The sequence below is a fragment of the Pseudomonas sp. C9D1 genome, assembly GCF_056491235.1.
Genome location: NZ_JBSZIE010000002.1, coordinates 239,929 through 254,596, shown reverse-complemented (window position 1 = coordinate 254,596; position 14,668 = coordinate 239,929). Strand labels below are relative to the sequence as shown.

General features: G+C 55.4%; 5 protein-coding genes and 1 pseudogene. 5 read left to right on the top strand and 1 reads right to left on the bottom strand.

From position 1 onward, the window contains the following. Positions 1 to 8: 8 nt before the first annotated feature. From ACXI0U_RS09575 to ACXI0U_RS09565, 3 genes and pseudogenes are all read left to right on the top strand, one after another. Entirely contained in the window at positions 9 to 4,334 is a 4,326-nt protein-coding gene (locus ACXI0U_RS09575) for a hypothetical protein (RefSeq protein ID WP_479550135.1), read from the top strand. Then, positions 4,334 to 5,332: a Wadjet anti-phage system protein JetD domain-containing protein gene (locus ACXI0U_RS09570; RefSeq protein WP_479550134.1), complete on the top strand. Its 999-nt coding sequence runs from the start codon at positions 4,334 to 4,336 to the stop codon at positions 5,330 to 5,332. The genes ACXI0U_RS09575 and ACXI0U_RS09570 overlap by 1 nt, the downstream gene beginning before the upstream one ends. A gap of 129 nt (positions 5,333 to 5,461) precedes the next feature. Next, positions 5,462 to 5,557: pseudogene (locus ACXI0U_RS09565) on the top strand (DUF6957 family protein); the annotation flags it as partial. A gap of 183 nt (positions 5,558 to 5,740) precedes the next feature. Here ACXI0U_RS09565 and ACXI0U_RS09560 read toward each other — a convergent pair. Continuing rightward, entirely contained in the window at positions 5,741 to 10,240 is a 4,500-nt protein-coding gene (locus tag ACXI0U_RS09560) for a hypothetical protein (RefSeq protein WP_479550133.1), read from the bottom strand. Between the two features lie 312 nt (positions 10,241 to 10,552). On the opposite strand from ACXI0U_RS09560, the gene ACXI0U_RS09555 reads away from it, so the two are divergent. Both ACXI0U_RS09555 and ACXI0U_RS09550 read left to right on the top strand, forming a co-directional pair. Next, positions 10,553 to 12,601, top strand: coding sequence for an ATP-dependent nuclease (locus ACXI0U_RS09555; protein ID WP_479550132.1), 2,049 nt, complete (start codon positions 10,553 to 10,555; stop codon positions 12,599 to 12,601). Beyond that, on the top strand, positions 12,598 to 14,604 hold the full coding sequence (locus ACXI0U_RS09550) for a UvrD-helicase domain-containing protein (RefSeq protein ID WP_479550131.1): 2,007 nt from the start codon (positions 12,598 to 12,600) through the stop codon (positions 14,602 to 14,604). The genes ACXI0U_RS09555 and ACXI0U_RS09550 overlap by 4 nt, the downstream gene beginning before the upstream one ends. The last annotated feature ends 64 nt before the right edge of the window (positions 14,605 to 14,668 follow it).

Genomic DNA, 14,668 nt, shown 5'->3' with positions numbered 1-14,668 from the left:
TATTTTGAATGCAAAAAATTACCCGCATTTATGTCAGTCATTTCGGCACCGATACTGCCTGGTATGGGCCGACAGTCCTGGATTTAACCTCTCCGGATACCCTTGTAGCGGTCAATGCCATCATCAACTTGGAAAACACCGGGGGTAAAACATCGCTGCTGTCGTATATCTTCAGCCTTTTCGACCCTAGCCAGGAAGTGTTTATTCAACACCTCCAAAACAAGAACCACCATTTCAGCGACTATTTTGCCAAGGATGGTAAACCATCGTTCATCATCATTGAGTGGTCGATGCCATCCCGGCACCCCGGTGGTAGTGACTATAAGCTGATTGTGGGTCAGGTTGTTGCTTCACGGAATGTCATTGAACGCAGCAGTGAATTGGAGCGGGTGTTCTTTGCTTTCGAGCCCCGCAATGGGATTTCTTTTGAAGAAATCCCAGCCCTAGGTCTCGCTATGCTGCCATTGGAGACGATGACGGAGTTCAGTCAATGGCTCAGCCAAATGGGTCGAAAACTCCCTGAGGATTTCTACCATACCAAGGTGCAGCGCGACTGGGTTACACATCTTTCTACCACCCGCCTGCTAGATATAGATTTGCTGGTCATGCAACGCCAGTTCAACAGTCAGGAAGGGGGCATGGAAAGTGGTTTCCTCGCCTTCAAGGATGAGGAAGACCTCGTGCGTAAGATCATGGTGCTGACCATGGATGCCGAGCGCGGACACATGGTGCGATCCACCGTTGTTAATGTAGTAGATAAGCTGAAGATGAAGCCGCGTATTGAAGCACGGCTGATTCAGTTGGCCAGAGTACTTGCGGCCATAGAGCCTCTGGGGCATTCAGCTAAAGCTTATGCATTGGCCCAAGACAAGCGCGAGGGGATTTCCCGGCGAGCAGCCGGACTCTCCGCTGCACTTGAGCTAGCTCGCGTTAAAACTGGGCAGCAACTTGAGGTTTGCTCCAGCACTATAAAGACACTTCAACCGCTGATCGAAGACAACCAGAAGCTGCTGGTAAATCATCAGCAGGCCTCTCTTGCCATGCAGGCCTTACAGCTCTGTAGAGTTGTTGAACGAGCCACGGCAGCATTGAACGAATCCCTGAACGCAAAGGCTGGCGCTAAGAAACGCTTGCGCGATCTCGAAGGGGCTATCTTGCTCAAGAAGGTCAGAGATGCACATTTGCGCGTGGAAAGCGAAGAGCAATCTTACGCTGAGGAGATGAAGGGCCTACAACCGATTCGCGAAAAAGTACTGAAGCAGGGGGCCCTGCTACGCGCTGCTATCGGTCGACTGCTCGATCAGAATGCAAGCAAACAAGTGGCTGCCCAGTTGGCTGAGCAAAGGGCCGCCAAGACAATTGAGCAGGCCAAAGATAGTGTCAAGTCCATCAACGCGCAGATTCAGCAACTGAATCTGGAGGTGGCCACGCTCACGGCAGCAATAACCAATGCCGAAGAGCAGCGTAACCTGCTGCTGGATGAAGGAGTTTTAGATCCATACGACCAAGATTCCTCTGTTGCCATCTCAAGGATCACAGCACTCATCGGTGAGAATGAAGCGCGTCTGGAGGCTTTGCGCACAGAGCGGACAGACTATGAACAACAGGCCAACGATCTACGTGACCAAGCTCATCAATACGAATTGAGCGCTCAAGATCAGGAGCATGCCCGCACGAGTCTGAAGAAGGAGTTAGGCTCGGCCAGGAATTTGCAGGAAGACTTACAGCAAGATCGCTTGCTGTGCTCTTTGGTGGATTCCGAGCTTTGTGACCCCGACTCCCCAAGTCTGGCCGGGGTAGTGAATGAGTTCATCACCGCCATGGATCTGGAGTTGCTTGAGCGAGATATCCACCTGGCAAATCTAGCGCGGGACAAAGAGTCGATCCTGCAAACCAAACTTGCGGGCAAAAGCGACGATGTCGATCAAGTCGTGCGCCTGCTGTCCACAGCTGGAATCGTCTCGGCGGCGGCTGCGAATGTCTATGTTGCCGATCTAATCCCAGATGCTACAGAAGCTCGACGCTTGGTGATGTCCGATCCCGCTAGATTCCTGGGCGTATGTGTGGCCAAAGGTGAGTGGGATAAGGCACTCAATGTTATCGATGGTTCGAACCTGCACCTTAGTAGACCGGTCACTGTCGCTCTGTCGACCTTGGATGCAGCAGAGCTAACTCAGGATCGCCTGGTGATCCCGCCAGAAGATGATTCGGCGTACAACCTGGCTGCTGCTGCTACCGCGCTGGTTGGCTTTGAGCAGAGAATCGAGGAGATTTCGGGTAAACGCGTCGAGTTTAAGGCGCGCCGGGACGAAGCTCAGCGTGCCTCCGCCAAGTTGGCCGAATACCAGAGCAAATGTGGAGCTGGCCGAATCGCCCAGCTTGAATGCGACATTCTGGCTCATGCAGACGCGGAAAAAGCGTTCCGCGCGCAACAAGCTGATTGCCTAGAAGAGTCCAAAGGGATCACTTCCAAGGCCAAGCTACTAGAGATCGATATCGCGCGTATCCCCAATGAAATTGCCGGCATGAAGACCTGGGTTAAGCGTCTGAAAGCCTATGCATCCCAGCATGAGCAGCCGCTGCCGGCGCGTAAGGCTCGGCTGCTGCAAGCCCAGGAATTGGGTCAAACAGCAGCAGATCAAGTGGTCTCGCTTGATCTGGAGATCGACGAACAGAACCAGCATCTAGATGATGCCAGGAGGGCGCAAATTGATCTGAAGGGTGAAGCTTCGCAGCTGGCAGCTCGGAAGGATGCGACAGAGATTTACGATCAGAACCACGACTGCCAGGCAGCTTTGGATGCAGGCTTCGACTTGCCAATGCTGATCAAAACATATGAAGCCGACAAAATGGTTTTTGATACCGAAGAGTCCCAGCGCCTTGGCGCCAGGCGCATAAGCCTTGGGCAACTGAGGGACGCCGAAGCCACGTTGCGCGCTGAGTATCGCAATGAATTTCCTGACCTCATGGAAGAGGAAGTGGCCGGCTTGCTCTCGCTAGATCTGGTCAGTGAACGCACTCTTCAGGTGAAAAAAAACGATGCGCTTGAGCTCGCGCATGTGTCTGCCAACTCCAGCTTGGCAATTGCGACTGACCAGAAAAAACAGTTCTACACCAAGCACAAGCCCGCTGCGCCTTCTGCGGAGATCCTGACGCTTAGCGATGATGATTTGAACCTAGGTATTGGCCAGATCGGGGAGGCAGTTACTCAGCTTGAACAAAACCTTGAATCCGATCAAAGCGATCTAAACAAAATACTCAAGGAGCAGGACACTGGACAAAATTTCCTCAATGAACTGACCAAAAACCAGCGCCTTCTCAGCAAGGCTATTCAGCATGCGGCCTATGTAGAAGAGTCCGTGGAGTTGACCGACTCGGGCGAAGCGCAGCTCAGTGAGCTGCTTGAGCTGAATACTCAACTGAGTGATGCGTTACAGCTTGTGCGGGCACGAGCTCAGGAAGATTTTGAAAGTTTTTCCAACGTCGTACGTTCAAAGACCGTCCAAGAAGCGGATCCAGGTCTATCGCATGAGCTGTCGAACAATACCTTTGACAGCACTTGCAGCGACCTTGAACGACTAATGGGATTGATTCAAGAAAGGATCGAAGCATCCCAGTCTGAGCTGGATGGCATGCAGCCTGACTTTGAAAACTGCGTCGGCGAAGTGCATCAGCTTGTTGAAGAGGGAATGAGCGTCCTCAGGAAAGCCTGTGAGGTCATAGTGCCCGAAGGTGCGCCGTATGTAGGCGGTAAATCGGTTATGAAGATGCGTCGTCCGGTGAAAGGCGTATCGACTGAAGCGGGTAAGGCCGCTATTCGGCATTATATGAACACCCTGATCGAAACCGGCGTCATCCCTGAAAATGGGGCAGATCTGGTTGCCGCAGGGATGATCAATCTGTCGCCGAGTCGTGAGTTCGGTTTGCAGCTTCTGCAAATGGAGCAGAACGCCGAACATCAATACCAGGATGCCGGGCGCTTGAAGAAATCCGGAGGGCAGGGCGTAGTAATTGCCATGTTCCTGTACCTGATGATGAGCCAGTTGCGCCGTGCCAATCAGGCGGTGACCAAGCGTGGGGGCGGTTGCCCGCTCATTCTCGACAACCCGTTTGCCAAAGTGCAGACACGAGCCCTGATCGATGTCCAGATCATGCTGGCCGAAGCCATCGGCGTTCAGCTGATCTTCTTCACCGCGATGAAGGACGTGAACATCCTCGCCGGGTTCGAGCGGATACTCCGGCTACGCAAGGCAGGCACCAAAAACGGTCGTTCGCACATCGAGTTGGTGTCGGCCACCTTCAACACTGCGGTGCAAAGGTCAGGTACAAATTGATGAGTGCTGCATTTTTCGAGGCTCTGCAAAATAGCCGTAAGAAGCGGGTAGAGCTGTTCAAGCTTAGGAGTCTCTGGATAGAGCATCATCCAGAGCTTCAACAGCACCCCAATCATGACCAGCTGCTTATGGCTGCCCTAGTGGCCGGTCATAAGCAGGGCATGCTCAAGCTGCCGTCTACCCGTAGCTTTGAGCGAATTGGCAACCCGGCCATGCCGCTGTTCATTACGGTGACGGTCGATGTGCCGCAGGCCATGAAAACCGATTGGGCGGCTATTTCATGGATGCCGGAACTGGGCTTTTGGATGTACCTGACGGAAAGCGAAAAGGTGACGGCCAAGGTCATTAACGACTGGCTCATCAACCGTAGAGGACAATTTATAACTGTGCCGTTACGGGAACGGTCTCTAGACATCTTTGGGGATGAGAAGTATCTCGATGGTCGGGTGCGTGCCAACGCACTCTTTAGCGGACGTTTGGCTCTCTCGGCAATTGGGGCCCGTAAAGTAGATTTACCCTTACCGTACCGTCATCAACCAGGCACGCCTGGTCGCCCCATACTGATCGTCGAGAATCATCACACGTTCTTCAGCCTATGCGAATGGAATACACAAGAGGCTCGTTACGCTGCGGTCGTGTATGGCTCTGGCAGTGCCATAACATCATCCGGGACGGCGCTCGATGAAGTGATCCAAGAGGTAAGTGGCAATGGTGCTGAGTACTTCGGGGATCTGGATCCTGAAGGCATCTCAATACCGATGCGCTACAACCAAAATCATGAGACCCAGCTTCAGCCGGCAACTTGGTTGTATCAGAAGCTGCTTTCTAGTGGTCGCTATAGGCCGTTGTCGGTCGCGTACACCGGCGAAAGCTCAGAGGTAAGTTCGTGGTTACCTGAACTTACGCAGGAAATCCACGGGTTATGGTGTGAAGGAAGATGGTTGCCACAGGAGGGCGTTGGGCTAGAGCAGCTACTCCTGATCACGCGTGCTAGCTAACTTGCATCAGGTTTGGTCGTGGAGGTCGAGTTCACGCCTATCAAGAACCCCAGGCAACGGACTCGTCCACCAAATTTTATGCTTAAGAAAGGTCTCTCATGTATCTACGCACCCTAGTTCAGCGATGGCTTCCTGTTTCAGACGTTGAACTCGGCTTATGTGCTGCTCGGGCACGGTGAGAAAAAGCAGGCCACGTTGGAGACGGTTGGGCGAATAGTGTTCTGACTTCCAGCCGACAGTCTCCAATCCAGGTAATGCCTCATGGCATCAGGGTTCGTCGCGATTTTCTTAACAAATTTGATAATGTTTTCATTACCAGTAGCCTGTTTCACGTGACTTGCGGCGGTTGCGGAAGCGACTCAGGTGCACAAGAACGCTTGTGCACCATCAGGGTAACGCGGCTGACTCCTATCCCTCTGCACCCGGCCGCTGCGTCGTCAGAACCAATGCAGCACCTTTTGAGAGTCCGCTGACGGACACCGAGCCTTTGGGTGACCAGGCGAGGGATGCTAGAGGGTTCACGTAGATCCTCATCTCAGTCTCGAAGCCTTCCTCCAGGCCTGAGACAATGATGAGATAGAACTTAGTTTTGCATTCGCGCGCTCGACGAAACTCGGCCTCGGTGAGGGTTATCTCTGACGGTGCTTCACGAGCGAAGGACTTCATCTCGACAAATGTCGACCAGTTGATCGCACCGTCTGCTCCAACACCCCGATGAGCTTGGAGATCCTCTAGAGGGAAGTCCTCCCTGTCGAAAGCGGCTTGGACATAGGCCCAGGCGCGTTCCTGGAGTTGTGCAGAGTTGTAATGGCAATACGAATTTGCTGGAGCCGGTGCACTGCTCTGACGATTCGGACTGGGCGTCTGATTCACCAAAGGCTTTTCGTTCTTCGCCTGCTTACCTTTTTTCGGCAGCTCGGAACCATCCACCACAGTGGAGTAGAAGCTGAAGTCTGGTGGTAAGGGTTTCAAATGCCGGCTCTGCGGAGGTGCCGCATTGTCACGTGCAGGCCACGTTGTTTCACCGGGACGTTTGGTAATTTTCTTGCGGCCGGAGCGTCCTAGCCGATCTTGTTCGGCAATCAGCGCGTCAAGGTTCGCCTCCTCGCTGTCACTCGCCAAATTGATTTCCGTAGCAAGCACGTGATCTTCGCTGGACGCCCAGGCGGATACCCAGGCAAGTGCAATCTCTCGCGTTCGACTCCCAGATGCACTTCCTGCTGCAAAGCGAGCGATCACTGCACCGCCATGTTCACTACGACCAATGACTTGGGGATGGTCGAAGTGGACGGCGAACTCCAATGGATCCGCATGCGCACGCACTTGCACTGGAACGGGGCGGATGCCTCTGGGAAGCGCCGCGACGATCAGTCCTCCTTCGGGATGAAGGTGGATCGCCAATTGATCAAGGCGACTCCAAGGTTCCATGGCTCTGTACGATGGTTCGTCGTCACGCGCGAGGTCGGCCTTTAGTATTTTCAGAGCGGTCTGGAACCGGAGGCGTATGTCATCAGTGGTAATCCAGGCCTGCCCCCGGGGTGAGTCTTCGAATTGCAGGCGTTCCAATCCAGCTGCCTCAATCAGGCGCGGGATGCTGTCCACGGCGCAGGGCGGTGCCCACAGGGTCATTTGCTCGGATGCAAGGTTCAAGTGATCCGAGAAGTACATCGGTCGTTTCTTCGACCACCTCCCACCGGATCGCAGCGGCAGTAGACTCAAGCTTCGTCGGTCAGCGGCGGTAGCTTTTTCCAGTTGTCGATCCATGTGCCTGTAAATATCGATCAGAATGGCGTCGGTTTCTGGCGTATAGGGTTCCGCTGCGATGGATTCAAGTTCCCGAATGCAGGCATTGAGATCGGCCCCCCCTATGTTCAGTGCATTCCACAGGGGAGTCAGATTTCTGTCTGCCAGGACAAAGGGCTGCCGGGTATGGAATATGTCCTTCCCGGCAAAGACCGAGCTCGGACTCAGCCATTCTTCGCAGGTAGGCGTGGTGGTGACGCATGGCGCGATGAGGCCTCTACGCTTGCGAGCAATTCCGAACTTGGCCCGAAGACTTGCGACTGGCATGTCACCAATCCACGTGTCCGGGGCGGGTACGGCGTGTCCCTGAGGGCAGTGCCCGGCCAGCGCTTTGAACAAGCGCATGATGCTGCCGGCATTGACTGTTTCTTGAGCATCGCGCTCCCGCTCCAGTGTGGCTACCAGTTGGGATACGGAAGGGTTCACCTCCATGCCTAATGCCCGAGCGAACGCGCTATCAGCGTCCGACTCGACTAAGCCGTTCGCGAAGTGGGTATGGTCGTCATACATTGCCTGCGTCACTTTCGTCTCAACGACGAGTTTGGACGGCTCGCAGAGGATACCCCTCGCATTCGGGAACCATGGAAAGTCAATCAGCCTGGCCAGCCAGGTAGTGGGGATGTCCTGGCTACTGCCTTTACCTTTTTCCCTTAACGCATATGTGGTACTGAGCGGCTCGATAACCGTCCAGTTGGAGTCAATACACCGGAATAATGCGACTGCACGCTCGTTGGCACTCGCGACGGTTGCTCGGGCGGCCCCTTTTCTTGAAGATTTCGGGACGGGGGCAGATTGCCGCAGGTTGTTCACGACCAAGTCTAAATCCGGGCAGATGTAGTCTTGTTTCAAGCAACCCCGCGCGCGACCTAAGAAGTGCTTGGCGGGGTATTGTGAGGGAAGGAAGGTGCTTGAGGAGTCTGTCTCTTGCGGAAGAAATCGTGGGATAGTCTCCGCGCCTAAGAGCATCAGGAAACGTTTCACGCCCCTCTTTCTGCTTGACGATTTGGGGTCGATGGCGCTTCGCCTGCGTACGTCTCTGCTGATCTTAAACATCTCCGCATAGCTGGTCGATGCCCACAGCAAGCCAGGAGTAAGGCCGGCGGCTCGTGGCCAGGTGTCGTGGGCATCCGCTATCGAAGGAGGGAGATAGAGCTTGGCTGGCGACGCGAGTTGTTTAATGGTTCTGCCACGGCCCGAGCCATTACCGTCATAGCTGAAGGCTTCAATCAGCAGGGCCGCGCCGACCTCACGGCCCAAATCCTTCTCACTCGGTTTGACGTACTCAAACAGGTCGCGAAGATCCAGTAGATCCTGGCGCTCTGCAACGAGAGGTGTGTCAGCGTAACGTCTGGAGAATGCTCGAAGCGTGTGCTCTGCCGTGACGTCTGGCAGATAGTTGGCATTTTCAGTAAGCCAAGTTAGTACTGTCTCATAGAGCGGGTTGGTTAGAAGGGGGTGAACGGCCTGGCAGAGATTATGGCGGTGGGCCAGGTCAAACTCAGGGAGCTGTGCGACGAGCCAGGTGTCGGCCTCGTGACTCGTTAAGGGCGCTGCACGGCCACCCTCTGCAAGGGGTACCCAGGTTGCGTCCAGCAGGAGGTCTTCGTCATAGGCATCTAGACAACGCTGGGCAACCTCCAGGAACCACTCTGGGGGATTCTGCTTAAAGCCTGTTCGACCACAATACTCCAGAACATCTGCCAATCCGAGCCTGGGCGATACGTCCAAGCTGTCCATCACTTCCCGCCATAGCCCTTTTTCATCTCTAAGCCAGCCAGGAAGCATGGGGGATCCGCAGATGCTGATGTGATCCGCTTCCGTCAACAACCCATCCACGGTTTCGTCGCAATACGAAACCTGCGCCAAGGCAAACTGGCCCTCGATCAGGGTTTGACACTCGAGGAACACTTCAATGGCCTTCGCCCATTGCCGTCTAAATTGTTGGTTAAGCGAGCCCGAACTGCTGTCCGTTTGCGCTGATACTGGAATGACGTACCAGGCTAGGGGCGATTTCTGCTGCGCCAGATAGACTGCAAGGGCCCCCATGAATTGAGCCGACGCCTCAATCAGCCACTGGTTCCAGCTGGTCGCAGTCAACTCCTCCCTTGAGGTTGAGGGGTCGAACTGGGCGTCGAGGGAGAACGCGGCATGGGTGAGGATTTTTGTGGGTAGTGCAACATGGATTCGCCCCTGTGTACCTCCATCAACGGGTAGCGCGATGCTGATAGGCGAGAAATCCCCTGTTGCCTTCGCTGTCCGTGCCAAGCCAGCGGGCACCTTGACCTGGCAGACGAATCGTACCCAGTTGCAGCCTGCGACGTAGAAAGTAGTCCGGCTAACTTTGCTCGGGAAACCGCTCACCGGAAGATGGAAGTCCTCGGGGCTCTGGGGCTGCTGAATCGACAGGACTTCGGGATCCGCATCCTGATCCACGTCGTGGAGGGTGACCGTGTGAACTCGATCAAGAAACACCAGATCGCTGGGCATCCAGCTCCCGAACCAGTCCTTCAGCGACTGATGGTCGTACTGTGGCTCTAGGTCGATGGTAAACAGCGTGTTCTCAGCTGACGGATCATAGAACCCTGGGATGGCGGAAGCCTCGTCAACCATCGCAGCATGGTCGTCCCTTGATCCGAAATGGAAAGGGGGACTATGGATAGTCAAATCGCTACCCAACTGGCCGAGGGTTTTGAGACCAATTCCGAAGCGCCCTTTGAGCTCGGCAGAATCTTGTTTAGTCGAGTAAAAGGGATAAATCATCGGTAGAACATGCGGGAGTTCCACCGGCGCACCATCATGTACGATCACCAACTGCTTGCGGCCATTGAAGGTGCGAGTACCGAAGCGAACGGTAGTGGCACCTAGGTCATCAGCGTTCTGTACGACCTCTCGCAACCCTTGAAAGGGGTCGGTATTAAGTAGCTTTGCCCCTTGGTTGCCGCCCTTGAGCAATTTTCGCAATATTTCAGGTTGGTCAACCTGCAACCTCTCGATCTCGGCCAGTGCGGCCAATGCGTACTCTCTGCTGCGCAGCGTCGGTTCATTGAAGGTCGAGGGGGAATTAAAGCAAGCAGCTGCATGCTCGCGTCCTAGCCGTGCATCCATGTCTACGATCCTACAAAGGCGCCTAGAAGAGTTGTTCGAGGAATTCTAGTCAGTCTGCCCCAGCCAAGGAAAATGCTCCCTGCTAAAGTTGGCGGATAGCGATACCAGAAATTTTCGACTACCGCCTGACGGACATGTGGGTGCTGCTGTCAGATTGGTGTCGACACCCAGGCCAAACACGTCGAACTCAAGGCAAGTTCCCAGGCACCAGCAAGGGCGCCTTCACGAAAAGAACCCCACTTCGGTTACTATCCCTGGCATGTCACTGCGTGCGCCTTTCGCACCAAAACCTTTTGCGACAGGAAAACATGGATGTATTTGTCAGCTCTCGTGGTCAATAACTTTCGGCAGTTTGGAGACGGCCAGCAGGAGTTGATGATTCGCTTCAACAAGGGCGTCACGGCGCTGGTGGGTGAGAACGATGCGGGCAAATCGTCCGTTATCGACGCGTTACGGTTGGTGCTACAGACCCGGGACGGAGAGTTCGTGCGCTTGCAGCCAGAAGACTTCCACATCCCGAAAGATGGCCCGCAAGCTCACCAAATCAAGATTGTCGCCAAGTTCTCCGACCTTTCGACTGCTGACCAAGGTGCGCTTTCAGAGTACATCACGTTCAATGGCCAAGAAGCAGTTGTATACGTTCACTGGACTGCACGTCGATTAAACGACGAACCGCTGGCTCGCCGCTGGGTGGATATCGCGGTTCGCAGTGGCCACTCCGGGGGAGGGCCTAGCTTGGACGTCAATGTGCGTCAGTTGCTAGCCGCCGCATACCTGCGACCGCTGCGCGATGCTGAGCGCGAGATGTCACCGGGCCGTGGGTCTCGCCTGTCTCAGGTGCTGAAAAACTTTCCAGACATCAAGCGCGGTGCTGACTTTGACGCTGCCCAGCTTCTCGCCGACTTGGATCCTGCGACCCTGAGCCTCGCAGGCTTGGCGGAGTACCTGCGGCACCTGGTCAACTTGCACGGAGGCGTGAAGAAGGCCCAGCGCACGATCAACGAAAACTACCTTTCGCACCTGGGGTTGGACGGCGATGACCTGCACAGCCGCATCAACTTTGTAGAGGGCGGGTCAGAATCATCGCGCTTACGCCAGATCCTTGAGCGCCTGGAACTCGGGTTACTGGATCAGCAATCCGGCGATGCGCAGGGTACCTACGGACTCGGCTCCAACAACCTGCTGTTCATGGCCTGCGAGCTGCTGCTTCTGGGCAGAGAGCCTGACGGACTCCCTTTGCTGCTTATCGAGGAGCCTGAGGCGCACCTGCATCCGCAACGGCAACTGCGGCTAATGGAGTTTTTGGAAGCGGCGGCTAAACCGATAGCACCCAAGCTTGAAGAATCCGAACCGGAAGAAGCCTCTCAGCAGCGCCCCGTGCAAGTCATCTTGACCACTCATAGCCCTAACCTGAGCTCCAAGATTGCATTGAACAATCTGGTGCTAATGCATCGGCACAAGGCGTACTCGCTCGCGGAGCAGCAAACCAACCTTGATGCCACCGATTACCGATTTCTAGCGCGGTTCCTGGACGTCACCAAAGCCAACCTGTTCTTCGCGCGAGGTGTGGTCATCGTTGAGGGGGATGGCGAGGCGATCCTGCTCCCGGCATTAGCGAAGATCATGGGCCGGGATTTCACCCGGCACGGGGTTTCCGTGGTGAATGTGGGCGGCACCGGGCTAGGTCGATACTCCCGCATACTGCAAAGGGCAAAACCGGAGGACGGTATGCTCCATATACCCGTCGCTCGGATTGCGGACATGGATGTGATGCCTGACTGCGCGCCCGCGATTCTGGGGCTGGTAGACGATGACAATGATCCCAGGTGGTTCGGGAAGCACCGTCGGTGGAAGGCCATGCGGCACTTCGGGGATAACGAGAAAACCCGTGATGACGCCCTAGCGGCTCGTCGTGCAATGCTCAAAAGCGACGATGCCCAGAGTGTTCAAACCTTCGTTGCGACTCACTGGACGCTCGAATACGATCTGGCATACGCAGGCCTGGCGAAGCAGCTTCTGGTAGCTGCCAGGCTCGCAGCAAATGATGACGCACTCAATTTGGAGCGGAAACAAGCCAACGAGGTTGTCCAGGCAGCGGAAGCAGAGTTTGAGCAGCTTCGCCAGTCAACGGACTCCCATGCGCACCTCTGTTCACATATTTACAGCCTGTTCACGTCCAAGACGGCGTCCAAAGCCATCACCGCGCAATACCTGGTCGAGGTGTTGGACGATTGCCTGAAACGCCAGGTACTCAGCTGCGAGCAGATTGTGGACTGGTTGCCAAGGTATCTAACCGAGGCGATCATCTACGCGACGACGCATCTGGAGTTGGCTCAAGAGCCGGCGGGCGAAGCATCATGACTGCCTTTCGAGAACTAGTTTCCGAGATCACGGAGGAGGACGTTGCCTGGGTCGCCGAACTCATGCAGCTCAAGAATCTCGATGCACCTCGAATCGAGTTCCTGCAATCGCGTGAGACGCTGGATGTCTCGGCCTGCCCCGGGAGCGGTAAAACAACGATGGTCGTCGCGAAGCTCGCCATTCTCGCGCGCAAGTGGACGAACCGCACCCGTGGGATCTGCGTCCTCTCCCACACGAACGTTGCGCGTCACGAAATCGAGCAGCGGCTCGGGAATACTGAGGTGGGACGGCGGCTGCTGAACTACCCACACTACATCGATACGATCCACGGCTTTGTCAGCCGATATCTTGCCACGCCATGGCTGCTCTCTGCCCGGTTCCGGTTCACAGCCATCGATGATGAGCTGACTCATCGCATGCGTTTCAATTGCATGACGTTCGCTGAAAGAAAAACAGTTCGTGCTTTTTTCGAGCACAGTAAGTTCAAGGCTGAGAGTCTGAGGCTGACCAGCACCGACTTCGCCGACCCGCTCAAGGGTAATAGTTTTCCCTGCGGCCCAGATGCTGACAGCTACAAGATCATGGCCGCCGCGATGGGTGAGGCAGCTAAGCGTGGTTACTTTTGCTATGACGAAATCTTCGTTCTGGGCAAGGCCCAACTCGCCGAACGGCCGGGCGTTGGGGCATCTTTGCGTCACCGTTTTCCCTGTGTACTCGTTGATGAAATGCAGGATACGTCTGATCTTCAGAACGAATTCCTTAGCACCATTTTCACCCGGGGAGATGGGGACATCTGCGTGACACGGGTGGGCGATCCCAACCAGGCCATTTTCGACTCTGATGCAAGCTCCCGGGGCAGCGATTTCCCCGATGTTGACCAGTCGCTGGACATCGCCAGCAGCTTCCGATTTGACGAGTCAATAGCGCTGCTCGCGAACTCTTTTGCGCTCCATCCCGTCGCAAAGGGCCTTAGGGGGCTTCGCGTTAGGGGTGAGGGGCAACAGCTGCCCCATACTATTTTCGTTTTCCCGGATGGAGATTGCGGCGCGGTGCTCGATGCCTATGGTCGCCACATACTGCAACACCTTCCTGCCGAGCTGCTTCATAAAGCGACGATCACTGCACTGGGCTTTACGCACAAGGATATCGACCCGGAAGACCAAGATGAGCATTACCCCAAGACCGTGGCTCACTACTGGGGGAAATACGACCGCAACGCCGGCGGCTCAGGCTACAAACCACCGACACTGGTGGAGCGGCTACGTTTGGCCAGGCGTCACCTCGCGAAAGGGGAAACGGCCCATCAGGCGGTAGAGGAGATGGCTCGTGCTTTGATCCACCTGGTGAACCTGACTGATCCTCGGATGAGGATCAAGGCTGGAGCGCGGCAGCACCTCCAGATCCAACAGTTGTTGATCCAGCCAGACGATCTAGAACGATACCAAAATCTGGTGGTAGAAGTTTTGTTCAGCCCCGAGCTGATCACTCAGCGTCGTTGGAAGGAGCTGAGACATCGCGTTTTGCTACTTGCGAAGGTGCTCGCGGGTACCGAAGAGTTATCGGAAGCTGGGACGGACTACTTGAGTTGGGTTGAAGACACTCAAGAGGTTATCCAGGAGGAAGCCGTCGCTCCGTCGCTCAATACGTATCGATGCGTGCACGAGCATAAAACGGTCGACATCAAGCTTGGCTCTGTTCATTCGGCCAAAGGTCAAACACACACCGCGACGCTGGTATTGGAAACCTATAACTACGGCCACGTGCTCCACAGCCTGATGCCCTGGATCCTAGGGCAGCAGTGCCATGGCGGAAAGTCTGTGAAGATTCGGCAGAGGAGACGGCTGCTGGCGATGTATGTCGCCATGACCCGACCAACGCACCTGCTGTGCTTGGCGATCAGCAGGCGATCACTGGGGGAGGGCGAGGCGTTCGAGCAGAGTCGTCAGTTGCTGGTCGACCAAGGCTGGAACGTTCATCTGATTCCACCCAGGAGCACGGGCTAGTCTATTACTGGCTGTCACATTTAGGGTTCTACCCCGGAAAGAGGGTGATCACGACGCCCTCCAT